20 protein-coding genes are annotated in these 22,346 nt (G+C 66.4%); 13 read left to right on the forward strand and 7 right to left on the reverse strand.

Annotation, left to right across the window (positions count from 1 at the left end):
* Complete coding sequence (glnE, locus tag ACR9Y6_RS12865) at nucleotides 1-2,889, reverse strand: bifunctional [glutamate--ammonia ligase]-adenylyl-L-tyrosine phosphorylase/[glutamate--ammonia-ligase] adenylyltransferase (RefSeq protein ID WP_481281637.1); 2,889 nt, start codon at nucleotides 2,887-2,889, stop codon at nucleotides 1-3.
* 177 nt (nucleotides 2,890-3,066) lie between these two features.
* Between glnE and ACR9Y6_RS12870 the strand changes: the two genes are divergently transcribed.
* Nucleotides 3,067-4,959, forward strand: coding sequence for an LTA synthase family protein (locus ACR9Y6_RS12870; RefSeq protein WP_481281638.1), 1,893 nt, complete (start codon nucleotides 3,067-3,069; stop codon nucleotides 4,957-4,959).
* A gap of 21 nt (nucleotides 4,960-4,980) precedes the next feature.
* On the opposite strand, the gene ACR9Y6_RS12875 is transcribed toward ACR9Y6_RS12870, so the two are convergent.
* The 3 genes from ACR9Y6_RS12875 to ACR9Y6_RS12885 all read right to left on the reverse strand — a co-directional run bounded on the left by ACR9Y6_RS12875 (nucleotide 4,981) and on the right by ACR9Y6_RS12885 (nucleotide 8,110).
* Nucleotides 4,981-5,904, reverse strand: a complete 924-nt coding sequence (locus ACR9Y6_RS12875) for a hypothetical protein (RefSeq protein ID WP_481281639.1) — start codon at nucleotides 5,902-5,904, stop codon at nucleotides 4,981-4,983.
* 207 nt (nucleotides 5,905-6,111) lie between these two features.
* Complete coding sequence (gene groL, locus ACR9Y6_RS12880; protein WP_481281640.1) at nucleotides 6,112-7,755, reverse strand: chaperonin GroEL; 1,644 nt, start codon at nucleotides 7,753-7,755, stop codon at nucleotides 6,112-6,114.
* 61 nt (nucleotides 7,756-7,816) lie between these two features.
* A complete protein-coding gene (locus ACR9Y6_RS12885; protein ID WP_036110126.1) occupies nucleotides 7,817-8,110 on the reverse strand; it encodes a co-chaperone GroES in 294 nt (97 codons plus the stop codon).
* Between the two features lie 185 nt (nucleotides 8,111-8,295).
* Between ACR9Y6_RS12885 and cutA the strand changes: the two genes are divergently transcribed.
* From cutA to accC, 7 genes are all read left to right on the forward strand, one after another.
* Complete coding sequence (gene cutA / locus ACR9Y6_RS12890; protein ID WP_306851022.1) at nucleotides 8,296-8,619, forward strand: divalent-cation tolerance protein CutA; 324 nt, start codon at nucleotides 8,296-8,298, stop codon at nucleotides 8,617-8,619.
* Between the two features lie 70 nt (nucleotides 8,620-8,689).
* Entirely contained in the window at nucleotides 8,690-10,909 is a 2,220-nt protein-coding gene (locus ACR9Y6_RS12895; protein ID WP_481281641.1) for a protein-disulfide reductase DsbD family protein, read from the forward strand.
* The gene (locus ACR9Y6_RS12900; protein ID WP_481281642.1) at nucleotides 10,906-11,439 is read left to right on the forward strand and encodes a TlpA family protein disulfide reductase; all 534 of its coding nucleotides are present in this window, start codon (nucleotides 10,906-10,908) and stop codon (nucleotides 11,437-11,439) included. The genes ACR9Y6_RS12895 and ACR9Y6_RS12900 overlap by 4 nt, the downstream gene beginning before the upstream one ends.
* Nucleotides 11,440-11,457: 18 nt before the next feature.
* A complete protein-coding gene (locus tag ACR9Y6_RS12905; protein ID WP_481281643.1) occupies nucleotides 11,458-12,012 on the forward strand; it encodes a DUF1415 domain-containing protein in 555 nt (184 codons plus the stop codon).
* Nucleotides 12,013-12,276: 264 nt separating this feature from the next.
* The gene (gene aroQ, locus ACR9Y6_RS12910; protein ID WP_481281644.1) at nucleotides 12,277-12,726 is read left to right on the forward strand and encodes a type II 3-dehydroquinate dehydratase; all 450 of its coding nucleotides are present in this window, start codon (nucleotides 12,277-12,279) and stop codon (nucleotides 12,724-12,726) included.
* Nucleotides 12,727-12,781: 55 nt separating this feature from the next.
* Nucleotides 12,782-13,240: an acetyl-CoA carboxylase biotin carboxyl carrier protein gene (gene accB / locus ACR9Y6_RS12915; RefSeq protein WP_481281645.1), complete on the forward strand. Its 459-nt coding sequence runs from the start codon at nucleotides 12,782-12,784 to the stop codon at nucleotides 13,238-13,240.
* 11 nt (nucleotides 13,241-13,251) lie between these two features.
* The gene (accC, locus tag ACR9Y6_RS12920) at nucleotides 13,252-14,613 is read left to right on the forward strand and encodes an acetyl-CoA carboxylase biotin carboxylase subunit (RefSeq protein WP_371023706.1); all 1,362 of its coding nucleotides are present in this window, start codon (nucleotides 13,252-13,254) and stop codon (nucleotides 14,611-14,613) included.
* A gap of 173 nt (nucleotides 14,614-14,786) precedes the next feature.
* Here accC and prmA read toward each other — a convergent pair whose 3' ends face one another.
* On the reverse strand, nucleotides 14,787-15,686 hold the full coding sequence (gene prmA / locus ACR9Y6_RS12925) for a 50S ribosomal protein L11 methyltransferase (RefSeq protein WP_481281646.1): 900 nt from the start codon (nucleotides 15,684-15,686) through the stop codon (nucleotides 14,787-14,789).
* A 79-nt stretch (nucleotides 15,687-15,765) separates the two neighbouring features.
* Here prmA and ACR9Y6_RS12930 point away from each other — a divergent pair, with 79 nt between their 5' ends.
* The 3 genes from ACR9Y6_RS12930 to purH all read left to right on the forward strand — a co-directional run bounded on the left by ACR9Y6_RS12930 (nucleotide 15,766) and on the right by purH (nucleotide 18,707).
* A complete protein-coding gene (locus tag ACR9Y6_RS12930; RefSeq protein WP_481281647.1) occupies nucleotides 15,766-16,587 on the forward strand; it encodes a zinc-ribbon and DUF3426 domain-containing protein in 822 nt (273 codons plus the stop codon).
* Between the two features lie 225 nt (nucleotides 16,588-16,812).
* On the forward strand, nucleotides 16,813-17,046 hold the full coding sequence (locus ACR9Y6_RS12935) for a helix-turn-helix domain-containing protein (protein ID WP_306851037.1): 234 nt from the start codon (nucleotides 16,813-16,815) through the stop codon (nucleotides 17,044-17,046).
* A gap of 71 nt (nucleotides 17,047-17,117) precedes the next feature.
* The gene (gene purH, locus ACR9Y6_RS12940; protein ID WP_481281648.1) at nucleotides 17,118-18,707 is read left to right on the forward strand and encodes a bifunctional phosphoribosylaminoimidazolecarboxamide formyltransferase/IMP cyclohydrolase; all 1,590 of its coding nucleotides are present in this window, start codon (nucleotides 17,118-17,120) and stop codon (nucleotides 18,705-18,707) included.
* Nucleotides 18,708-18,854: 147 nt separating this feature from the next.
* Here purH and ACR9Y6_RS12945 read toward each other — a convergent pair whose 3' ends face one another.
* A complete protein-coding gene (locus ACR9Y6_RS12945) occupies nucleotides 18,855-19,853 on the reverse strand; it encodes a bile acid:sodium symporter family protein (protein ID WP_481281649.1) in 999 nt (332 codons plus the stop codon).
* Between the two features lie 94 nt (nucleotides 19,854-19,947).
* Between ACR9Y6_RS12945 and ACR9Y6_RS12950 the strand changes: the two genes are divergently transcribed.
* On the forward strand, nucleotides 19,948-20,838 hold the full coding sequence (locus tag ACR9Y6_RS12950) for a LysR family transcriptional regulator (protein ID WP_481281650.1): 891 nt from the start codon (nucleotides 19,948-19,950) through the stop codon (nucleotides 20,836-20,838).
* A gap of 45 nt (nucleotides 20,839-20,883) precedes the next feature.
* The gene (locus tag ACR9Y6_RS12955; protein WP_481281651.1) at nucleotides 20,884-21,582 is read left to right on the forward strand and encodes a glutathione S-transferase; all 699 of its coding nucleotides are present in this window, start codon (nucleotides 20,884-20,886) and stop codon (nucleotides 21,580-21,582) included.
* Nucleotides 21,583-21,764: 182 nt separating this feature from the next.
* Here the strand turns inward: ACR9Y6_RS12955 and ACR9Y6_RS12960 are convergent, their stop codons facing one another.
* Nucleotides 21,765-22,301, reverse strand: coding sequence for a DUF2782 domain-containing protein (locus ACR9Y6_RS12960; protein WP_481281652.1), 537 nt, complete (start codon nucleotides 22,299-22,301; stop codon nucleotides 21,765-21,767).
* Nucleotides 22,302-22,346: the final 45 nt, after the last annotated feature.

The following is a 22,346-nucleotide window of genomic DNA, read 5'->3' on the forward strand; positions in this document are numbered from 1 at the left end:
TCAGGCACCCTGCGCCGCCGCCTCGGCACGCCCGGAGAAATCGAAGCCCAGCTCGGCCGCGACCTGCTCCACCCCGGCGCACAACGCGTCCAGGGCCGGCGTGCGCGCGGCGATGCGCGGACGCAGGTCGAGCGTGCAGGCGAGCCCCATCTGCAGGAGGTCCGCATGCGCGAGGTGCAAGGTGTCGGCCTGGGCCTGGGTGAACAGCCCCGCCTCGCGCAACACGTCGATCAACGTGCTGCTGGCATGCGTGTCGAGCACCGACGGATGCGCGGCCGCGTGCCCGAGGACCATGCCCTGCAGGATGAACTCGATGTCGATGAGCGCGCCCACGCCCTGCTTCAGGTCGACATGATCGGCGTCGGAACGGTCCCGCTCGCCGCGCCAGCGTGCACGCATGGCGCCCACGTCGGCGCGAACGCGCGCGGCGTCACGCGGGGCGCCGAGGATCTCGCGCCGGATGCCCGCAAGGGCGGCGCCAAGCCGCGCATCACCCGCCACCGGGCGGGCGCGCAACAGCGCCTGGTGTTCCCAGGTCCATGCACGGTCCCGCTGGTATGCCTCGAACGCATCGACGCTGGCGACCAGCAGCCCCTTCGATCCGTCCGGCCGCAGGCGCGTATCCACGTCGTACAACCTGCCTGCGTGGGTCTGCACGTTCAGCCAGTGCATCACGCGCTGCGCCAGGCGCTGGTACCAACGCGTGCCGTCGACTGGCCGCGGGCCGTCGCTCATCGCATTGGCACGCTTGCCATCGTAGACGAAGACCAGGTCCAGGTCGGAAGCGAAACCCAGTTCCTCGCCACCGAGGCTGCCATAGCCGAGCACGGCGAACCCGCTACCCTCGCCCGGCAGGCGGCCATGCTGGGCCGTGAGTTCGCGCGTCGCCAGGGCGAGGATCGCCGCGACCACCGCCTCCGCCAGCCCGGCGAGCCGCCGCGCCGTCGCGGTGGCATCCGACCGGCCGTCATTGAAGGCCAGCCCGAGGCGAAAGGCGATGCTCGAACGGAATTCGTTGATGCGTTCCAGCTCGTGCTCCGCGTCGCGCTCATCCAGCGCGCCGAGGGTGCGTGCGATCTCGGCCGAGATGTCCGCACGTTTCAGCGGCAACTGGTCGATGCGCGGATCGAGCACGTCGTCGAGCAACAGCGGTTGCGCGATCACGCGCTCCGCGAGGAACGCGCTGTCCGCGAATACGCCGGCGACACGCCGCCGTGCATTGGGCTGTTCGTCGAGCAGGGCGAGGTACGACGAACGACGCGCGACGGCCTGGACCAGGCGCAGCAAGCGCAAGAGGCTGGCCACGGGCGCCACGCTGCCACGGGCCGCGCCGATCAAGTGGGGCATCAGGCGCTCGATGCGTTCGGACGAACGCGCCGACATCGAGCGGACCGCCGCCGTGCGCGGCAATTTCACCAGCTCGTTGGCCGCTTCCTCGCCAGGGACGAAACCCGACGCCTCCATCATGGCGGCATCGAGGGTCTCTCCCCGTGCCGCCCGCCAGAGTTCGACGTCGGCGATGGGAGCCGTCGCCGTGCCGCCCGCTTCGGGAACGAGCACGGCGGCGAATTCGGCGGACACGGCATCGCGATGGCGGAGCAGATCCAGCGCGAGGTCGTCCCAATGGGCGTAGCCCAATCCAAGGGCCAGCCTTTCGCGCGACAGCGCATCGTCGGGGATATCGTGGGTCTGCGCATCGCGCAGCATCTGCACGCGGTTCTCCAGGCGGCGCAGGAACACGTAGGCCGAGCGCAGCAGCTTCGCCCGTGCCGATGGGATATAACCGCGCGCCTCGCAAGCACGCAGCGCGGGCAGCAGGCCACGCACGCGCAAGGCCGGGTCGCGACCGCCACGGATCATCTGGGTCAGCTGCACCACGAATTCGATTTCACGAATGCCACCGGGGCCGAGCTTCAGGTTGCCGGCGAGATCCTTGCGCGCGACCTCCGCGTCGATCAACGCCTTCATCTCACGCAGGCCGGCGAACGCCGTGTAGTCGAGGTAGCGGCGATAGACAAAAGGCCGGAGCATGTCCTGCAGTTCGCGGCCGGCGACGCGGTCGCCGGCCACCGGCCGTGCCTTGATCCACGCATAGCGTTCCCAATCGCGGCCTTCGCGTTGGTAGTACTGCTCCATCGCCGCGAAGGGCAGCGACAGCCGCCCCGCATTGCCGAACGGACGCAGGCGCAGGTCCACGCGTGCGCAGATGCCATCCAGCGTGGGCTCGGCCAGCAGGCGCACGAGCTGGCGCGTTTCGCGAATGAAGTACTCGCCGTTGTCCAGCGGCCGCGCTCCATCGGTTTCTCCGCCCGAGGCATACGCCAGCACAAGATCGATGTCGGAGGAAAAATTCAGTTCGTTGCCGCCGAGCTTGCCGAAGCCGAGCACCACCGTGCGCTGCGCGACGCCGTTCGCATCGCGCGGCTGTCCGTAGCGCGCATGCATGGCGCTTTCCGACCAGCGCAGGGCAACCTCGAGCAAGGTTTCATAAAGCGCGCTCGTCGAGGAAAGCGTTTCGTCCAGGTCGTCCAGCCCGTTCACGTCGCGAAACACGATGCGGACAGCTTCCGCGTGCCGGAAGCGGCGAAGCACCGACATGCAACGATCCTCGTCCCCCGGCAACTCCAGCGTGGCGCCGCGCGTTCCCGCGTCCGCATTGGCCCGGAGTCGTTCCAGCCCGGCAGGTGCGAGCAGATCGGGCTGGCGACGCAGGATATCGAAGGCGAAGTCCGAGGCGAGCAAGGTTCGCCGGATCCGTTCGGCCACGCCGGCGTCGTCGTATAGCGGGATGCGCGCCGCACGGCATGCCGCCATAACGTCGTCGTAACGGGTGTCGATCAATGCGCGTAGTTCGGGGCTTTCGCGCGGGGCCGTCGTCGATGCATTCATGAGATGGTCATTGTGCCCTAGCCGCGGCGTGGCGCGCTTCCCGCCGTCGGATTGCGATTCATCTCATGTCCCGGCCACGGATCGCAAGAATGCGCGCGCCCTCGCCTGACAACCGGTTCATGTCCACTGCGTTACAGTCCCTACCCCCTTGCTACAGGGGCGTGACAAGAGGGCGTTATGACTTTCGATTCAAAGCGTTGGCGTGACGTGATAACCCGGGCGGCGTTGCCACTCTGCCTCGCCGTGGCGTTCGTTCTCTACACCGGCTTCCTCGATGGCAACCCGGGCGTATCCAGCGCCGAGTGGGCTGCCCGGCCGTGGCACCTGTTCGCCAACGCCTTCCCCGGCCTTCTGCTCGCCTCGCTGTTGCTGGTGCTCACGCGCCGGGCGTGGCTGTCGTTCGGTCTCGCCTTCATGGCGCAGGGCGCCGTACTGGTGGTCAGCGCCATCAAGATGAAGAACCTGGGTGCGCCACTGCTACCCGCCGACTTCCGCATGGTCGGCCAGTTGAAGAACGGTGGGCTGCATCTGCTCGGCGGCTACCTGCCCGCCGATCCGCTGCCCTACCTGGCCATCCTGGGCACGCTCGCGCTCATCGTCCTCATCGCCCGTTACGAACCGCCGCTTTTCGCGCGCCGGACGAAGGGCCGCCGCCTCGTCGCCGGGCTGTCCCTGGTCGCCCTCATGGGTACCCTGTTCGCCGGCGTTCCCGCGTGGTCGACCATCTACGACAAGGACCGCCTGGGCCTGCAACCCTGGTCCGCGGCGGCGAACGCCGGCTACAACGGCGTGGTGACGACGATCGTGCAGTTCCGTCTCCAGGATGCAGGCAAGAAGACCAAAGCCGATCCGGCCGAAGCCGGACGCTTCCTCGCGGACACCGGGCCCGCCCTGCGCGAGCACATGGCGGTGGCGGCGACCCATGGACGACAGACGCCCGACATCGTCGTCGTGCAGAGTGAATCGTTCTTCGATCCGAGCGCGATTCGCGGCCTCGAAAACGAAGACTTCGCACCGAACCTGCATCGTCTCGCGGAGCATGCGAGCACGGGGCGCCTGCATGTCCCGACGTTCGGAGGCGGCACGATCCGTACCGAATTCGAAGTGCTCACGGGTCTGTCGCTGCGCTATTTCCCGACGATGCAATTCCCTTACCTGCAAATGCATTCGGGTGTCGTGCCGGGCATGGTGCGCACGCTGCGTTCCCACGGGTACGAAACCATAGCCGTCCACGGTAACGACGCCTCGTTCTGGAACCGGAGCACGGCGTTCAAGTCGTTGGGCTTCGACCGCTTCGTGTCGCAGCCGGATTTTCCCAAGGACTTCCGCAAGGACGGCGAATACATGGCGGACAGCGCCATGACCGACGAGATCATGAGCCAGCTGAAGGACTCCGGTCCGCCGCGCTTCGTCTTCGCGATCAGCATGGAAGCCCACGGGCCGTACGACAAGAGCGTGAACATCGACACGCGCGAGCGCGACGCCATTCCCGTCCCCGACGGCATCAGTGACGCCGCGAAACTGCAATTGCGCAACTACATCTATCATATGCGCCATGCCGACGCCGAATTAGGCCGTCTCGCCGAACTCCTCAAGCAACGCGAGCGGCCGACCCTGCTCCTGTTCTATGGCGACCACCTGCCCGCACTCACCGAGACATACGACAAACTCGGTTTCGCCGACGGTATCGGCATGTTCAACCAGACCGTGCCCTATATCCTCATCGACACGCACGGCGATGGCCCCGCGCCTGAGAAGGCGGACCTTGCGGCATGGATGCTGCCCGGCAAGCTGTTGGAGCAGGCCGGCGTGCACGACGATCCGTACTTCGCGCTCACCCAGGTCGTCGCTCCTCGCCTCGCCCCGCTCACGCATGCACCGGACGCGCCCACGCCAGCCGAGGATGCCATGCAGAAATATACGGATGTATCCATGGGTAACGTGGCGATGCTTCGGATGAAGCACAAATTGGAGCCGCTGGTCGCGCAATATGCCCTGCCCGAGACGGCCACGCTGGCGCGCCAGCCAGGTACAGCCGAGGAACAGGCTGCATCGGGTGCAGGGCAATAGCCCGCGCAGCGACCAGGAAGGTCAATGCACGACAGCCTGGTCTGTCTCGCGATAGCTGAAGGGCGCCACGCTTGGGTCCGGGGCAAAGCGAACGACAGGGACGATCTTGCCGGTGACGAGGTTGTAGTCGCGCTGAATGAGCTGCGCGCCTTTCAGTCCGGCCACCTCGTACGGCCCCGCGGTGTAGAAGATGGCCTCGATCGGCAGATCCTTCGGCACGGCTGCCCGCCAGTTCCCAAGCATCAATTCCATGTGCCGCATGACGTCGATCATGGCATCGGAGTTCTGGCGTGAAGCGATGCTCAGGGCGAACTGCTGTTGATTACCAGCGAAACCACACTGGTGCTTGAACTGCCCCGGAAACGTGGTGACTTCGATGAAATGCTTTCGCCATGCCTCGACGGTGTCGATCCCCTGGCTCGTGCAAGGCTTGCTCTCGTCCACGTAGAGTTCGCTTGCACCACATCCGTTCGACCCCTTCGCTGGATCCCCGGTCGTACCCCGATCACCCGTCACCGCGTCGTAGGGAAACGAACAGAGGACGCTCACCGGTTCCGTGCCCGGCTCCGCCACGAAGGTGTCGGCCTGCCTGAGAAGCAGTCCGTGCGGGCGCGTTTCCGGAGCGTAGAGGATGCGACTGTCGACGTCGCTGCGCAGATAACTGAAGGAAAGGCCCTCTGGTGTCCCCGTACGTGGGGAGAATTCCCATGCATGCCGGTCAGGCTCACTTTCGTTGGGAACGGCATCGGTTGCGCGAATCAAAACCCCGGAGCAGTAGTAGGCAGCGCGACTATCCGCGCATGACATGCGCGTGTCGTCGTAGCGTGCATTGAGACCTTGGACGATCTGCTCTCCATCGGCCTGTGGCCGGGAAAGATGCGTCTGGCGAGATGTGCATCCGATAACAAGGCACAGCGAAAGAAGAAGACCCAGTCTCCACGTCATGGCGGCGCTCCTTGTAGTGAAACTTCCTTTGCTTCCAGCGAACGCAGGCATGTATGTCGAAGCTCGTGACATCACAGTACACGTCACGCGGCGTCATCGACATGAACCTGCGCCAAGCTGCCGAATCGACGCAATGATTTGTCTTCGCGACAAAAAAACCCCGCGTTTCCGCGGGGTTTTTCAGTTTCGAGCCGGAAAGGCGCGGACTTAGAAGTCCATGCCGCCCATGCCACCCATGCCGCCGGGGGCACCGTGGCCGTGGCCGTCGTCCTTCTTCGGCAGCTCGGTCACGGCCGCTTCGGTCGTGATGATCGAGCCAGCCACCGAGGCGGCGAACTGCAGCGCCGAACGGGTGACCTTGGTCGGGTCCAGGATGCCGAACGCGATCATGTCGCCGAACTCGCCGGTAGCGGCGTTGTAACCGAAGTTACCCTGGCCGTCCTTCACCTGGTTGACGATGACCGAAGCCTCTTCGCCGGCGTTGGTGACGATGGCGCGCAGCGGGGCTTCCAGCGTGCGACGGGTGATCGCGATGCCGAGGTCCTGGTCCGGGTTCTTGCCCTTCAGGCCTTCGAGGGCCTTCAGCGCACGGATCAGGGCGACGCCGCCGCCCGGGACCACGCCTTCCTCGACGGCCGCACGCGTGGCGTGCAGGGCGTCTTCGACGCGGGCCTTCTTTTCCTTCATCTCGACTTCCGTCGCGGCGCCGACCTTGATCACGGCGACACCGCCGGCAAGCTTGGCCACGCGCTCTTGCAGCTTCTCGCGGTCGTAGTCCGAGGAGGTCTCTTCGATCTGCGCCTTGATCTGGCCGATACGCGACTGGATGCGCTCGGCTTCGCCGGCACCGTCGATGATCGTGGTGTTTTCCTTGGTGATCACGACGCGCTTCGCACGGCCGAGGTCGTTGATCGTGGCCTTGTCGAGCTGCAGGCCCACTTCCTCGGAGATGACCACGCCATTGGTGAGGATGGCGATGTCTTCCAGGATGGCCTTGCGGCGATCGCCGAAGCCCGGCGCCTTGACGGCGGCGACCTTGACGATGCCACGGATCGTGTTGACGACGAGGGTGGCCAGGGCTTCGCCCTCGACTTCCTCGGCGACGATCAGCAGCGGCTTGGCGGCCTTGGCGACGGCCTCGAGCACCGGCAGGAGCTCACGGACGTTCGAGATCTTCTTGTCGTGGATGAGGATGAACGGGTCGTCCAGTTCAACCTGCTGCGACTGCTGGTTGTTGATGAAGTACGGCGAGAGGTAACCGCGGTCGAACTGCATGCCCTCGACGACGTCGAGCTCGTTCTCGAGGCCCGAGCCTTCCTCGACCGTGATCACGCCTTCCTTGCCGACCTTGCCCATCGCGGTGGCGATGATGTCGCCGATGTTCGCGTCGGAGTTGGCCGAGATCGTGCCGACCTGGGCGATCGCCTTGTCGTCGGCGGTCGGGTTGGAAAGCTTCTTCAGCTCACCGACGGCGGCCGTGACGGCCTGGTCGATGCCGCGCTTGAGGTCCATCGGGTTGATGCCGGCGGCGACGGCCTTGAGGCCTTCCTGGATGAACGCCTGGGCGAGGACGGTGGCCGTCGTGGTGCCGTCACCGGCCACGTCGGAGGTCTTCGAGGCGGCTTCCTTGACGATCTGGGCGCCGATGTTCTCGTACTTGTCGGCGAGTTCGATTTCCTTGGCGACCGAGACGCCGTCCTTGGTGACGGTCGGCGCGCCGAAGCTCTTCTCGAGCACGACGTTGCGGCCCTTCGGGCCGAGGGTGACCTTGACGGCGTTGGCGAGCGTGTTGACGCCCTTCAGCATGCGTGCGCGGACGTCTTCGCCGAAGCGGACTTCTTTAGATGCCATGAGAGTGAATCCTTGAGATCAGTTGTTTGGGATAGCCGGGAGGAACGGGGCGAGCGGGGGCTCAGCCTTCCAGGACCGCCACGATGTCGTCTTCCTTCAGGAAGACCAGTTCTTCGCCATCGACCTTGATCTCCTGGCCGGCGTACTTGCCGAACAGGACGACGTCGCCTTCCTTCACGCCCATCGGGCGGAGCTGGCCGCTGGCCAGGAGGAGGCCGGTACCGGCGGCGATGACCTTGCCGCGGGTGGGCTTCTCGGTGGCGCTGTCAGGGATGACGATGCCACCGGCGGAAACACGCTCTTCTTCGAGGCGCTTGACGATGACGCGATCGTGCAGCGGGCGCAGTTTGCTCATGACTTCTCCAACCATGTGATTGACGGATAACGAAATTGGTCCACCCTGTTAGCACTTGCCACGGGTGAGTGCCAGAATTTTAGCCAAAGCTCTCCACGAATCGGAAGAGCCTCGGGGTGATCGACAGATGGCGCCTGTGCGAAACCGTTCAAGGCCCCGGGTACAAAAAAGACCACAATCGACCCATGTCCGAACCCATCGCCATCCTTGTCGCCTGTCCCGCCGGCGAACCCGCCGCCGCCCTCGCCCACGGCCTCGTGCAGGCCGGCCTGGCCGCTTGCGTGAACCACCTGCCGGGGATGCGGTCCACCTACCGCTGGAAAGGCGAGGTGGTCACCGACGCCGAGGACCTCCTGCTGGTGAAGACCACCCGGGAAGCCTTCGCGGCGGTCGAGGCCTTCGTCGTCGAGCACCACCCCTACGAGGTGCCGGAGGTCGTGGCCCTGCCGCTGGTGGAAGGGCACGCGCCCTATCTCGCCTGGCTGGAAGCCAGCGTCGATGCAAGCTAATACGGGTATGCCCGGTCATAATGACCGACGCCCAACGCGGTTCGTCACCGCACCGATCCCCGGAGTCGCCATGACGTCGTTCGCCCGCCTCGCGCGGAACCTGGTCGCCGGCCTCGCCTTGCTCGCCGCCCTGCCGGCGCTCGCCCAAAGCGACGACGACCTGCTGCCGGTCACCCAGGCCTTCCACCTCACTTCCGATGCCAGCCAGCCGGGCATGGTGAAGCTGCACTGGCGGATCGCGCCGGACTATTACCTCTACCGGGGCCGGATCAAGATCAAGGCGGCGGAGCCCACGGCGGTCACGCTGGGCGAGGCGACGCTCCCCGATGGCCTGAAGAAGCACGACGAATACCTCGGCGACGTGGAGATCTATCACGGCGACGTCGAGGCCAGCGTGCCGTACACGCGCGTCGACACCGCCACGAAGACGCTCGCCCTCGACGTCCAGTACCAGGGCTGCCATGAGGTGGAGCCGAAGATCTGCTACCCGCCGAACACCGAGCACCTGAAGCTCACGATCGGCGGTGCGTCGACCATCCCCGTCGCGGCGACGCCGGCCGCCAACGGCGCGGCCCTGCTGGGCGCTCCGTCCGCGGCCCCGGGTAGCGAGGCGCAGGCACTCCTCGCCGACCAGGCGTTCCGCTTCGAGGCGCTGGTCAAGGACCACGGCAGCTTGCTGCTGCGCTGGACCATGCCCAAGGATTACTACCTTTACCGTGACAAGACGCAGATCACGGTGACCTCGCCCGCCGGGGTGAGCGCGGGCGAGCCGGACTGGCCCAGCGGCACCGCCCATCACGACGAACACTTCGGCGACACCATCGTCTACTTCGACCAGGTCGAGCTGCCGGTGCCGCTGAACGGCGCCGCGGGCGCCACGGCGGTGGCGGTCGACGTGGCCTACCAGGGTTGCCTGGAGAACGGCATCTGCTATCCGGTCATGACGCGGCACATCAAGGTCGACCTGGGCGCGGGCACGGCATCCGTCGGCGCCCCGTCCGAGGAACAGCCCGCCGCCGCGCCCACGGATGTCGCACCGACGCCGCCACCGCCCGGCCTGGCGCCCGGCGGTGACGCGCCTGTCGGCTTCATCGCGGCCATCGGCCTCGCCTTGCTCGGCGGCCTCGTGCTGAACCTCATGCCATGCGTGTTGCCGGTGTTGTCGCTGAAAGCCATCACCGTGCTCGAAAGCGGGGAAAGCCCGGGCGCCGCACGCAAGCATGCGCTCTGGTACACGGCCGGCGTGCTGGCCGCCTTCGCGATCCTCGGGCTGGTCATCGTCGGCATCCGCGCGGCGGGCCATGGCATCCAGTGGGGCGCGCAGTTCCAGCAACCACTGGCGATCGGCCTGCTCGTCTACGTGATGCTGGCGGTCGGCCTTTCGATGTCGGGCGTGTTCGAGATCGGCGGCTCGCTGGGCAACGTGGGCAGCGGTCTCGCGGCGCGCTCGGGCCCCTCCGGCGATTTCTTCACCGGCGTGCTGGCCGTGGTCGTGGCGAGCCCTTGCACCGCGCCCTTCATGGGCTCCGCGATCGCCTTCGCCTTCGCCGCGCCCCTGGGCGTGGCCTTCCTGATCTTCCTGGCGCTCGGACTCGGCCTCGCCCTGCCCTTCCTGCTGATCGGATTCGTGCCGGCGATCGCGCGGCTGTTGCCACGTCCGGGCCGCTGGATGGAGACCCTCAAGCAGCTGCTGGCGTTTCCGATGTACCTCACGGCCGTCTGGCTGCTCTGGGTACTGACCAAGCAGCGCGGCGCCGATGCGACCGCCCTCGTGCTCGCCGGCGGCGTACTGCTGGCCATGGCGCTGTGGTGGTACGGGCGCAGCCGTGGAGCGCGCCTGTCCTGGGTGTTCACCAGCGTGCTGATGGTCGGTGCCGCCGCGGCGCTCTGGGCCGTGCATGGCCTGCCGGCGCAGGCCGCGACCCTGCGCGTGGCCGCCGACGGGTCCGTGCCGTATTCCCCGGAAAAGCTGGCCGAGCTGCGTGGCGCGGGAACGCCGGTCCTGGTCGACATGACGGCCGACTGGTGCATCACCTGCAAGGCGAACGAGAAGGCGGTGCTCGATACCGATGCCTTCAAGGCCTTGCTCGCCCGCACCGGCACCGTCTACATGAAGGGCGACTGGACCGACGTGAACGCGACCATCGCGGCCTTCCTCGAGCAGTACCACTCGGTGGGCGTTCCGCTCTACGTGGTCTATCCGAAGGGCGGCGGCGATGGCCGCAAGCTGTCCACGGTGCTCACCTACGACAGCGTCGAGAAAGCGCTAGAGGCCGCCGCGCATCCATGAGCCGCGGCCCGACCTTCTGGATCGTGGTACTGGCCATCGCCGCCGCGGCCACGGGGCTGTACCTCGAGCATCGCCGCATGAATCCGCCACCGCCGCAAGGCGTCACGGTGGCGGATGTCGGCGAGCTCCCGCCACCGGCCACCTTCCTCACCGTGGAAGGCAAGCCGCGCCAGCTTTCCGACTGGCGTGGCAAGCGCCTGCTCATCAACTTCTGGGCCACCTGGTGCGCCCCCTGCCGGCGGGAAATGCCGCTGTTGAGCGAGAACGCGGGACGTTACAAGGCACGCAACGTCGCCATCCTCGGCGTGGCCGAGGACACGGCAGGCGCCGTGCGTGCCTATCTCGCGGCCCGGCCGGTGACGTATCCGGTGGTGCTTGCGGATAGCGACGCCCCGGGCGGCTCGCTGTCTTTCGGCAACACGCGCCGCGTACTGCCCTATAGCGTCCTCGTCGGCGAGGACGGGCGTATCCTGCGGCGCAAGCTCGGCACGTTCAGCCAGGCGGAACTCGACGCCTGGCTCACGCCCTGAACCACGGAGGCTCTCCCCATGGATCCCATGCTCCCACCCGACGAGGTGATCGAGGCGACGCGCCTCTGGCTCGAACGCGCGGTCATCGGCCTCAACCTGTGCCCCTTCGCCAAGGCGGTGCACAAGAAGGGACAGATTCGTTACGTGGTCAGCGATGCCACGCAGCCGCTGCAACTGCACGCCGATCTGGTCCGTGAACTGGAATTTCTTCGCGACACCGATCCGGAGGTGGTGGACACCACCTTGTTGATCCATCCCCACGTGCTCGACGATTTCCTCGACTACAACGAATTCCTCGAAGTGGCGGATGAGACGGTGGCCGACCTCGGTCTGGAGGGCGACATCCAGGTGGCGAGTTTCCATCCCGCCTTCCAGTTCGAAGGCACCGCCCCCGACGACATCACCAACTACACCAATCGCTCGCCTTACCCCACGCTGCACCTGCTGCGCGAAACGAGCATCGACCGCGCGGTGGCGGCCTTCCCGGAGGCCTCGAAGATCTTCGAGGCGAACATGGAGACACTGGACCGGCTGGGGATCGAGGGCTGGCGGGCGTTGTTTGCCCAGCGGTGAGGCGGGGAATCGCCGACAGGGTCGGCTCCCATCGGGGCAGTCACCGCCGCTCGACCTGTGGGAGCCGCTTCAGCGGCGACGGGTGCTTGCCTCAAACTGGCCCGCTGCCTCGACCCTGTCGACGATGGCCGAAACATACGCGAGCGTCTGGAAAGTCGCGATCTCCAGCGAACTACGTCGAACTTCACCGAACTGGACAAGGGTGGGCGACAGGCGCACACTTCGCGGCGTTCCGGAGCCCCGGACCCACGGCACAGGTGAACAGTGGCCAGGATCCTCGTCCTGCACGGACCCAACCTCAATCTCCTCGGCGTTCGCGAGCCTTCGGTCTACGGGCATGAAACGCTCGCCGACATCAACACGTCGCTGCAAGCCCGGGCGCAGGCCGCCGGGCATGACCTGGGCTGGTTCCAGTCCAACGCCGAGCACGAACTGATCGGGCGGATCCACCAGGCCCGCGACGAGGGCACGGCCTGGATCCTCATCAATCCAGCCGCCTTCACGCATACATCGGTCGCCCTGCGCGACGCGCTCGCCGGGGTGTCCATCCCGTTCATCGAGATCCACCTGTCCAATCCCCACGCGCGCGAGCCGTTCCGGCACCACTCGTATGTGTCGGACCTCGCCGCCGGCGTGATCTGCGGCTTCGGCGGCGACAGCTACCGGCTGGCGCTCGAGGCCGCGCTGCTCCGGCTGGCCATCCCCGCCGCCTGATTCCCATTCGCGAGACGCCATGTGCGTCCGCATCCACCACCAGAAGGTTTGTCCCATGGACCTGCGCAAGATCAAGAAGCTCATCGACCTGCTCGAGGAATCCAACCTCGCCGAGCTGGAAATCAAGGAAGGCGAGGAAGTGGTGCGTCTCTCACGCGTGCCCAAGGGCACCGCCGTCGCTCCCCAGATGATGGCGGCGCCCGCTCCCGTCGCCGCCCCGGTCGCCGTCGCACCTGCCGCCGCCCCCGCCGCGCCGCCCGCGGAGCCGGGCCTGCCGCCCGGCCACGTGGTCAAGGCGCCGATGGTCGGCACCTTCTACGCCGCATCGACGCCGGGCGCCCCCGCCTTCGCCAGCGTCGGCCAGCAGGTCAAGGCCGGCGAGACCCTGGGCATCATCGAAGCGATGAAGATGTTCAACCAGATCGAGGCCGACGTTTCCGGTACCGTCGTCGCCATCCTGGTCGAGAACGGCCAGCCGGTGGAATTCGACGAACCGATGTTCGTCATCGCCTGAGGCCCCGACTCATGCTCGAGAAGGTCGTTATTGCCAATCGCGGCGAGATCGCGCTGCGGGTGCTGCGCGCGTGCCACGCGCTCGGCATCAAGACGGTCGCGGTGCACTCCACCGTCGATCGCAACCTCAAGCACGTCGGCCTGGCCGACGAATCGGTATGCATCGGACCGGGTCCCTCGGCCGACAGCTACCTCAACATTCCACGGATCATCGCCGCCGCGGAGATCACCGACGCGGGTGCGATCCATCCGGGATACGGCTTCCTCTCGGAGAACGCGAATTTCGCCGAGCAGGTCGAGCAATCCGGCTTCGTCTTCATCGGCCCCACCGCCGACGTCATCCGCCTGATGGGCGACAAGGTGGAGGCGATCCGCGCCATGAAGGCCGCGGGCGTGCCCTGCGTGCCGGGCTCCGGCGGCCCGCTGGGCGACGACACCGACGAGAACATCCGCATCGCACGCGAGATCGGTTATCCAGTCATCATCAAGGCGGCCGGTGGCGGTGGCGGTCGCGGCATGCGCGTCGTGCGCACCGAGGCCCACCTGGCGAACTCCATCGTCATGACCAAGCAGGAAGCCAAGGCGGCTTTCAGCAACGATCAGGTCTACATGGAGAAGTTCCTGGAAAACCCACGCCACGTCGAAATCCAGGTGCTCGCCGACGGCCAGGGCAACGCCATCCACCTCGGCGAGCGCGACTGTTCCATGCAGCGCCGCCACCAGAAGGTGGTGGAAGAGGCGCCCGCACCAGGCATCACGCCGGAACTGCGCGAGCAGATCGGCAAGGTCTGCGTCGACGCCTGCATCCGCATCGGGTACCGAGGCGCGGGCACGTTCGAGTTCCTGTTCGAGAACGGCCGCTTCTACTTCATCGAGATGAACACCCGCATCCAGGTGGAGCACCCGGTGACGGAACTGGTGACCGGCATCGACCTCGTCCGCGAACAGCTGCTGATCGCCGGTGGCGAAAAGCTGTCGATCCGCCAGGAGGACATCGTCCTCAACGGGCACGCGATCGAATGCCGCATCAATGCCGAGGACCCCGACACCTTCATGCCGAGCCCCGGCACGGTGAAACGTTTCGAAGCCCCCGGTGGCCCCGGCGTACGCGTCGACACGCACCTGTACGACGGCTACCGCATCCCGCCGAACTACGATTCGATGATCGGCAAGATCATCGTCCACGGCCCGGACCGCGCCACGGCCATCGCACGCATGCGCATGGCCCTGACCGAGACGGTGATCGAAGGCGTGAAGTGCAATATCCCGCTACAACAGCGGATCATGGCCGACGTTGGTTTCCAGCAGGGTGGGCAGAACATCCACTACCTGGAAAAACGAATGGCGGAGCAGAAAGAGACGCCATCGGCGTAATGAGGAATCCCGCCGCGAGGCGGGATTTTTTTATGAAAGAGCTCTTTGGAAAGGACTCTTGCTGGAGGCCTGGCAAGAACCCTGGCGGGAGCCGACCCTGTCGGCGATGGGTGCTTGCCGTAACCTGGCCCGCCGCCGCGGGATCGCCGACAGGGTCGGCTCCCACCAGGACGTCAGACCTTGCGTCGGCCGCTGATGCGTACCCAATCCTCGAGCGTACGGACTTCCAGTTCGTCGAACCATTCCGCGTAACGCGTGAGCAACTCCTCGTGCTGCCCGGAGAGGATGCCCGAGAGCGCGAACGGCGCCCCGGGCTTCACGGCCGCGGCGAAAGTCGGGGCTAGCTCGCCGAGGGGACCGGCAAGGATATTCGCCACGAGCACGTCGGCTTGCGCGGCAGGCGCCTCGCCCGGCAGATAGACGTCCAGATCGCCATGGACGCCGTTGCGTTCGGCGTTGTCGCGCGAAGCGAGCAGGGCCTGGGGATCGTTGTCGATACCCACGGCGCGTGCCGCGCCCAGCTTCAGGGCGGCGATGGCGAGGATGCCCGACCCGCAACCGTAGTCGAGGACGAACTTGCCGGCCATCTGCTGGCCGTCGAGCCATTCCAGGCACATCGCCGTGGTCGGGTGCGTTCCCGTGCCGAAGGCGAGGCCGGGATCGAGCCGCACCACGACGATCCCGCCATCCGCCGGCGGCTCGATGTTCCACGGATAGACCCACAACCGGCGGCCGAACGGCATCGGCTTGAACTGGTCCATCCACGCCCGCTCCCAGTCCTGGTCCTCCACCTCGCGCCAGGTGATGTGGGAAGGCTCGATGAAGGGCAGGTCGTCGGCGATGGCCGCGGTCAGGCCGCGTTTGTCGGCGCCGGCGTCGAACAGCGCATTGAGCACGATCTGGTTCCACAACGGGATCTCGCCCACGCCGGGTTCGAAGATGGCTTCTTCGTCGGGTGTTTCCGCATCGGCGTCCTGCAGCGTGATGGACAGCGCGCCGAGGTCTTCCAGCGTCGCTTCGACACGTGGCTGTTCGGCGGCGCGGATCGTGAGGGAAAGTTCGAGCCAGGGCATCGTGGGGCCAGTGCGGTGGACGGGTCCATGATTCTACCGGGCGCGCACGGGCACGGCGCGACCGTTATGATCGGGCGTCATGTATACGCAGTGCCCCGAGTGCCTCACCGTCTATAAGCTGGAAGCCGAGCTTCTGGTCCATGCCTGCGGCTGCGTGCGTTGCAGCCACTGCGACGCCGTCTTCAACGCCCTGGGCACGCTGGCCGAACAGCTGCCGCCGGAGCCGTTCACGCGGCTGGCGGAACACGCACTGGATCGTGAACCGCCGACCGCCGAAGTGGCGGTGTTCCGGCCGCGGCCAGTGGCCGAGACGGCTGCCGGAGGCTTCGAGGCAAGCCCTGTCGTGGAGGAAGATATTGCCGACGCGGAAACGGGGGAAGACTTTTCACAGTTAACGTTCACGCCACGGTTCGCGAAGCGGAAGCGCCGGTCATGGCACACCGCCGCCTGGGTCGGCACCTGCACCGTGCTGATTCTCGGCCTCGGGGCACAGCTGGCATGGGCCAAGCGGGACGTCCTCATCGCCGACCCCACCATCGGACCCGTCCTGGAGACGGGGTGCGCGATGATCGGCTGCCATCTGCCTCTCGTATCCGCCCCTTCCCGCCTGCGCTTGCTCGCACGCGACGTCGAGCAGCATCCGTCCGTCACCGACGGCTTGCTCATCACCGCCAGCGTGCGAAACGATGCATCGTTCGCGCAGCCGTATCCCGTGGTCACCATCGTCCTCTCGGATGCCAGCGGCCAGCGGCTCGCCATGCGCCGTTTCCAACCCGAGGATTACGTAGGCGATGCGTCGGCGCGTTCACGCGGTCTCGCCAGCGGGGTGACGACGGCCATGGTGTTCGAAGTGCAAGACCCGGGCCAGCGAGCCGTGGCTTTCGCATTCAGCTTCGAGTGAAGCGTTCGAAAAAATTTCTTTTTGCAAGCCTGCACTTCGCCCGCCGGGGCGAGTACACTCGGTTCCCTTCGCGACTTTCCATCACCCCGACGAGGTGTGCGGGTCGCAGCCCAAGAAGCACCATACCGATAAGAACCGACCGGGGATCCACGCTCCGGCCCGCGAGAGGGGAATGCCTTGAACGCTGTGAGACTGTCTGCCGGCGAGGCCGCCAACGAAACCTCCATGCAGAGCGCTCTCAGCGAATGTGTCAGTCGTACGGTTCGTCGCTATCTCGCCGATATCGGTGATACCGAGTTCGGCGAAGGCCTGCACGCCCTCGTGATCCGGGAGGTCGAAGGCCCCCTGCTCCGCGAGGTGCTTTCCTTCCACGAAGGCAACCAGAGCCGCGCCGCCGCCGCACTCGGCATCAACCGCGCCACCCTGCGCAAGAAGCTCGCCGCCCACGGAATTTCCTGACCGGCACACCGCCGGGACCGCATGGACGTCCGGGCGGCTATAATGACGCGCTTTCCTCCCCGGAAGTGCCCATGCCCACGCCCGATCTCGTTCCCGTCCGCCGCGCGCTCGTCAGCGTTTCCGACAAGCAGGGCCTGACCGGGCTGGCTCGCCGCCTCGCCGCCGCGAACGTCGAAATACTTTCCACCGGCGGCTCGGCCAGGGCGCTTCGCGACGCGGGCATCCCCGTGCGCGACGTGGGCGACCTCACCGGCTTTCCCGAGATCATGGATGGGCGGGTGAAGACGCTGCACCCGCGCGTCCATGGTGGCTTGCTCGGCCGCCGCGGCACCGACGACGAGGTCATGGCGGAACACGGCATCGTTCCGATCGACCTGCTCGTGCTCAATCTCTATCCCTTCGAGCGCACGGTCGCCGATCCGGCGTGCACGCTGGAAGACGCCATCGAGAACATCGACATCGGCGGTCCGGCCATGCTCCGCGCCGCCGCCAAGAACTGGAACGATGTCGGCGTGCTGACCGATCCGGCGCAATACGAAGAGGCGCTGGCGGAGATCGAGCAGAAGGGTGGACTCTCGCGCGCCACGCGTTTCCGGCTTTCCGTCGCCGCGTTCAACCGCGTGTCGAACTACGATGCCGCCATCAGCGATTACCTGTCCAGTATCACGCTCGACGATGTGCACACCGCGGTCGCCAGGCGCGCGGAATTTCCCGAACAGTCGAACGGCCGCTTCATCAAGGTGATGGACCTGCGCTACGGCGAGAATCCACACCAGGCCGGCGCGTTCTACCGCGACCTCCATCCCGCGCCCGGCACGCTCGCCACGTTCCGCCAGCTACAGGGCAAGGAACTGTCGTTCAACAACATCGCCGATGCCGATGCCGCCTGGGAATGCGTGCGCCAGTTCGACGCGCCGGCATGCGTGATCGTGAAGCACGCGAACCCCTGCGGCGTCGCCGTGGCGGCCGACCCACTGGCCGCCTATGAGCTTGCCTATGCCACCGACCCGACCTCGGCCTTCGGCGGCATCATCGCGTTCAACCGTCCGTTGGACGCGGAGACGGCGAGGACCATCCTGAAGCGCCAGTTCGTCGAAGTGATGATCGCGCCGCAAGTGGATGCCGGGGCGGTCGAGGAAGCGGCGAAGAAGGCCAACGTGCGCGTGCTGGAAATCCCGCCAGGCGACGGCCGCAACACGCACGACGTGAAGCGCGTGGGCTCCGGCCTGCTCGTGCAGACGGCCGATCATCGACAGGTCCGACAGGACGAGTTGAAGGTCGTGAGCAAGCGCCAGCCCACGCCCGCCGAACTCGACGACCTGCTGTTCGCCTGGCGCGTGGCGAAGATGGTGAAGTCCAACGCGATCGTCTACGCCAAGGACAACCGCACGATCGGTATCGGCGCGGGCCAGATGAGCCGCGTCGTCAGCGCGAAGATCGCCGGCCTCAAGGCCGAGGAAGCCGGCCTCGTGGTGCCGGGCAGCGCGATGGCCTCGGACGCGTTCTTCCCGTTCCGCGACGGCATCGACGCGGCCGCCGCGGCGGGCATCCGGGCAGTGATCCAGCCAGGCGGCTCCATGCGCGACAGCGAGGTCATCGCCGCGGCGGACGAGCACGGCATGGCGATGGTGTTCACGGGCGTTCGTCACTTCCGCCACTGACGAAGCATCGCCGACAGGGTCGGCTCCCACTAGGGCAAAGGTCCAATCCCGCCTTGGGGGAAAGCCCCGTCCTGGTGAGAGCCGACCTTGTCGGCGATTCAACCTTGCCTCGGTGGGAGCCGACCCTGTCGGCGATTCAAGTCCACCTCATCGCCTCACATCGCCAGCGACAAGCGCCCCCGGAGCCCCGTCCCTGCGCAGCGCATACCGCCGGGCCAGCACCGCGCACGCCATCAGCTGTATCTGATGGAACAGCATGATCGGCAGCACGATCAAGCCGAGCGGATGCCCGGCGAACAACACTTTCGCCATCGGGACGCCGGCGGCCAGGCTCTTCTTGGAACCGCAGAAGACGATGGTGATCTCATCCTCCTTGGCGAAACCGAGCGCCCTCGCGCCATAGCGCGTGATGAGCAGCGCGCAGGTCAGCAGTACCGCGTTCACCACCACCAATCCCGCCAGCACCGGCATGGGCAGCTGATGCCACAAGCCCTGCAACACCGCTGCGCTGAAGGCGGTGTATACCACCAGCAGGATGGAGCCCCGGTCGACGAAAGTGAGCAGGGTGGCATGCTTGCGCACCCAACCGCCGATCCAGCGCTGCGCGATCTGTCCGGCGACGAACGGAACGAACAGCTGCACCACGATCGCACCGACCGCGTGCAGGGAGAGCCCGCCCTGCCCCGTACCCGCGATCACCACACCGACCAGCAAGGGCGTGACGAAGATGCCCAGCAGGCTCGATGCGGACGCGGAGACGATGGCGGCCGGCACGTTGCCGCGCGCGATGGACGTGAAGGCGATCGACGACTGCACCGTCGACGGCAAGGTGCACAGGAACAGGATGCCGAGGTAGAGGTCGGGCGATACGAGCGGCGAGAGCACCGGCTTCAACACGATGCCTAGCAGAGGGAACAGCAGGAAGGTGCTGGCGAGGACGGTGAGATGCAGCCGCCAGTTGGTCATCCCCGCGACCACCGCCTCACGGGAGAGCTTCGCCCCATGCAGGAAGAAAAGGAGGCCGATGGCGACGTCGGTGACCACCTCGAAAACGCCGGCGGCGCTGCCGCGGCACGGCAGGAGGCTGGCCAGCAGCACGGTGGCGACCAGTGAAAGCGTGAATCCATCGGGAAGGAAGCGGCGCATGGCGGCGACTGGCGTAGGAAGGGGTGAAGGTATTTCACCGCCCCGCCTTCCATAAGGCAATTCGTTTTATCTGATCCAATGATACATTTATCTTATGAATGTCTCGCTTCGACAGCTCCGCGCCTTCCTTGCCGTGGCCGGCCATCGACACTTCCGGCGTGCGGCGGAATCCCTGCACCTGACCCAGCCGGCGGTGAGCCGCCTGATCTCCGACCTGGAAGCGGAACTGGACGTACGCCTGTTCGATCGCAGCACACGAGAGGTCGTGCCCACGGAGGCGGGCCGGTACCTGGAACAAGCGGTATCCCGCGTGCTGGACGAACTCGACGGCGTGCTCGCGCATGCACGGACGCAGGCGGACCCGTTACGTGGCAGGGTACGCGTCGCGGCCGTGCCGACGCTCTCGGCGGGTCTCCTGCCCGCCTGCATCGCCCGCTGCGCCCTTGAGCACCCATCGCTGGAGATCCTGTTGCGCGACCAGACCCAGGCGCAGGTGCTGGATGCGATACGCGGTGGCGAAGTCGACTTCGGTCTCACCGTCGAGCCCGCCACGGTGGAAGAGTTCGATGCGGAAACGATCCTGCGCGATCCGTTCCGGCTGGTCTGCCGCCTCGACCACCCTTTCGCCGCGAAGACGAGCGTGCCGTGGAAATCGCTGGGGCGCGAACCTCTCATCCTTCTCGACCATGCCTCGGGTAGCCGGCGACTGATCGACGCCGCGTTCGCCACGCGGGAGATCGCCATGAACGTGGCACTTGAAGTGGGCCATCCGCACACGGCGTTTCGCATGGTCGAGGCCGGCCTCGGCGTGACCATCACGCCTGCGCTGTCGCTGGACGCCTTGCGCCCCGGCCTGGCCGCACGAGCGCTGTCGCCGTCGGTGGATCGCGAGGTCACCCTGCTGAGGCGCCGCGCACGCTCGCTTTCGCCCCCGGCGCAGACCGTATGGAACACGTTGCGGGATATCGCGCTCACGCTGGCTTGAAGGTCACCGTTTCACCATGCGGGCTTTGACCGCGGGAGACCGGCGATGAGCTACCGGCTGTATTATTGGACAGGCCTGCAAGGCCGGGGCGAATTCGTGCGCCTGTGCCTGGAAGACGCTGGCGCGGCCTACACCGACGTTGCCCGCGAGGAGGGCGACGAGGTCATGACGGCGTTCCTCGAAGGGAACCACGACGGTGCCCTGCCCTTCGCGCCCCCGTTCCTGGTGTCGGGGCGGCTCGTGATCGCCCAGGTGGCGAACATCCTGCAATACCTCGGGCCGCGACATGGACTGGTGCCGGAGAGCGAGTCACGACGCCTTTACGCCCACCAGTTGCAACTGACCATCACCGACCTCGTGGCCGAGGTGCACGATACCCACCATCCGGTATCGACGGAGCAGTATTACGAGGACCAGCGCACCGAGGCGAAGCGACGCGCGAAGGATTTTCGCGAATCGAGGATTCCGAAATTCCTGGGTTATTTCGAACAGGTGCTGGAACGCGGTGGCGGTAAGCATCCGCTGCGCGAGCATTCCTATGTGGACCTGTCGTTGTTCCAGGTGATGGCCGGGTTGGATTACGCCTTTCCAAAGGCGATGGCGAGGCAGAACCTGCCGCTGTTGAGGGACCTTGCCAGGCGTGTTGCGGACCGCCCGAATATCGCCGCCTATCTCGCATCGGAACGGCGCGTGCCGTTCAACACGAACGGCATCTTCCGTCATTACCCGGAGCTGGACGGCTGAATAAGGATGACCACCGTCGCGGCATGGGAGTTACGTCCCGATGGGAGCCACTTCACTGTGGGAGCCCCTTCACTGTGGGGGAGCCCCTTCACTGTGGGGGAGCCGCTCCACTGTGGGAGCCGCTTCAGCGGCGACCCCGCGGCAGCGGGCCACGCCACGGCAAGCCCCCAGCCCCGCCTACCTTAGTTCGAACCAGCAGGCTTCGGCGCCTGGCCCCATTCGTAGACCTTGTAATAAACCGGGTTCACCGGCCCGTTCTTCGGATCGTGATGGAGTTTCCCGTCAGGATCGGCCATATAGGTCTGCGGCACGCCGTTCTTCGGCGTCACCACGACCATGAACAATTTGCCACCCGTGCGGTATTCCTCGACGCGATCGTCGCCCTGCTGGCGCACGGTGACCTGCGGTGCCTGCTGGCCCCGGGCGTCGACCGCGCCGTTGTCCTGCATGGAGGGCAGCGCCACGGCGGAACGCGAGCCGCCATTGGCGTCCGACGTGGCCGGCGTGGTCTTGCCGTCCTGGGCCTCGTCGTAAGGCACCGGCCTCTCGATCGGCTTCAGGCCCGACCGGTCCGGTTCGCCCGCCTTGACGCCCGGATCGTTCAGGCCCGGCGGAGGCGGGGCCGGCTTGAACGACGACGAATCCTGGGCGTTCTGCGCAACGGCAGGTAGCGCCAGTACCAGGGCGAGCGCGGCAACGAGGACGTGCGAGCGGTTCATGGGAATCTCTCCATAAGGGACTGCGAGGATAGCAATTCCCACCCC

This window comes from Luteibacter sp. TLI7-4A (assembly GCF_056754745.1).

Excerpts from the sequence above, each read along its gene's own strand:
- glnE (WP_481281637.1), bottom strand. The coding sequence starts at position 2,889 with ATGAATGCATCGACGACGGCCCCGCGCGAAAGCCCCGAACTACGCGCA.
- ACR9Y6_RS12870 (WP_481281638.1), top strand. The coding sequence starts at position 3,067 with ATGACTTTCGATTCAAAGCGTTGGCGTGACGTGATAACCCGGGCGGCG.
- ACR9Y6_RS12875 (WP_481281639.1), bottom strand. The coding sequence starts at position 5,904 with ATGACGTGGAGACTGGGTCTTCTTCTTTCGCTGTGCCTTGTTATCGGA.
- groL (WP_481281640.1), bottom strand. The coding sequence starts at position 7,755 with ATGGCATCTAAAGAAGTCCGCTTCGGCGAAGACGTCCGCGCACGCATG.
- ACR9Y6_RS12885 (WP_036110126.1), bottom strand. The coding sequence starts at position 8,110 with ATGAGCAAACTGCGCCCGCTGCACGATCGCGTCATCGTCAAGCGCCTC.
- cutA (WP_306851022.1), top strand. The coding sequence starts at position 8,296 with ATGTCCGAACCCATCGCCATCCTTGTCGCCTGTCCCGCCGGCGAACCC.
- ACR9Y6_RS12895 (WP_481281641.1), top strand. The coding sequence starts at position 8,690 with ATGACGTCGTTCGCCCGCCTCGCGCGGAACCTGGTCGCCGGCCTCGCC.
- ACR9Y6_RS12900 (WP_481281642.1), top strand. The coding sequence starts at position 10,906 with ATGAGCCGCGGCCCGACCTTCTGGATCGTGGTACTGGCCATCGCCGCC.
- ACR9Y6_RS12905 (WP_481281643.1), top strand. The coding sequence starts at position 11,458 with ATGGATCCCATGCTCCCACCCGACGAGGTGATCGAGGCGACGCGCCTC.
- accB (WP_481281645.1), top strand. The coding sequence starts at position 12,782 with ATGGACCTGCGCAAGATCAAGAAGCTCATCGACCTGCTCGAGGAATCC.
- accC (WP_371023706.1), top strand. The coding sequence starts at position 13,252 with ATGCTCGAGAAGGTCGTTATTGCCAATCGCGGCGAGATCGCGCTGCGG.
- prmA (WP_481281646.1), bottom strand. The coding sequence starts at position 15,686 with ATGCCCTGGCTCGAACTTTCCCTCACGATCCGCGCCGCCGAACAGCCA.
- ACR9Y6_RS12930 (WP_481281647.1), top strand. The coding sequence starts at position 15,766 with ATGTATACGCAGTGCCCCGAGTGCCTCACCGTCTATAAGCTGGAAGCC.
- ACR9Y6_RS12935 (WP_306851037.1), top strand. The coding sequence starts at position 16,813 with ATGCAGAGCGCTCTCAGCGAATGTGTCAGTCGTACGGTTCGTCGCTAT.
- purH (WP_481281648.1), top strand. The coding sequence starts at position 17,118 with ATGCCCACGCCCGATCTCGTTCCCGTCCGCCGCGCGCTCGTCAGCGTT.
- ACR9Y6_RS12945 (WP_481281649.1), bottom strand. The coding sequence starts at position 19,853 with ATGCGCCGCTTCCTTCCCGATGGATTCACGCTTTCACTGGTCGCCACC.
- ACR9Y6_RS12950 (WP_481281650.1), top strand. The coding sequence starts at position 19,948 with ATGAATGTCTCGCTTCGACAGCTCCGCGCCTTCCTTGCCGTGGCCGGC.
- ACR9Y6_RS12955 (WP_481281651.1), top strand. The coding sequence starts at position 20,884 with ATGAGCTACCGGCTGTATTATTGGACAGGCCTGCAAGGCCGGGGCGAA.
- ACR9Y6_RS12960 (WP_481281652.1), bottom strand. The coding sequence starts at position 22,301 with ATGAACCGCTCGCACGTCCTCGTTGCCGCGCTCGCCCTGGTACTGGCG.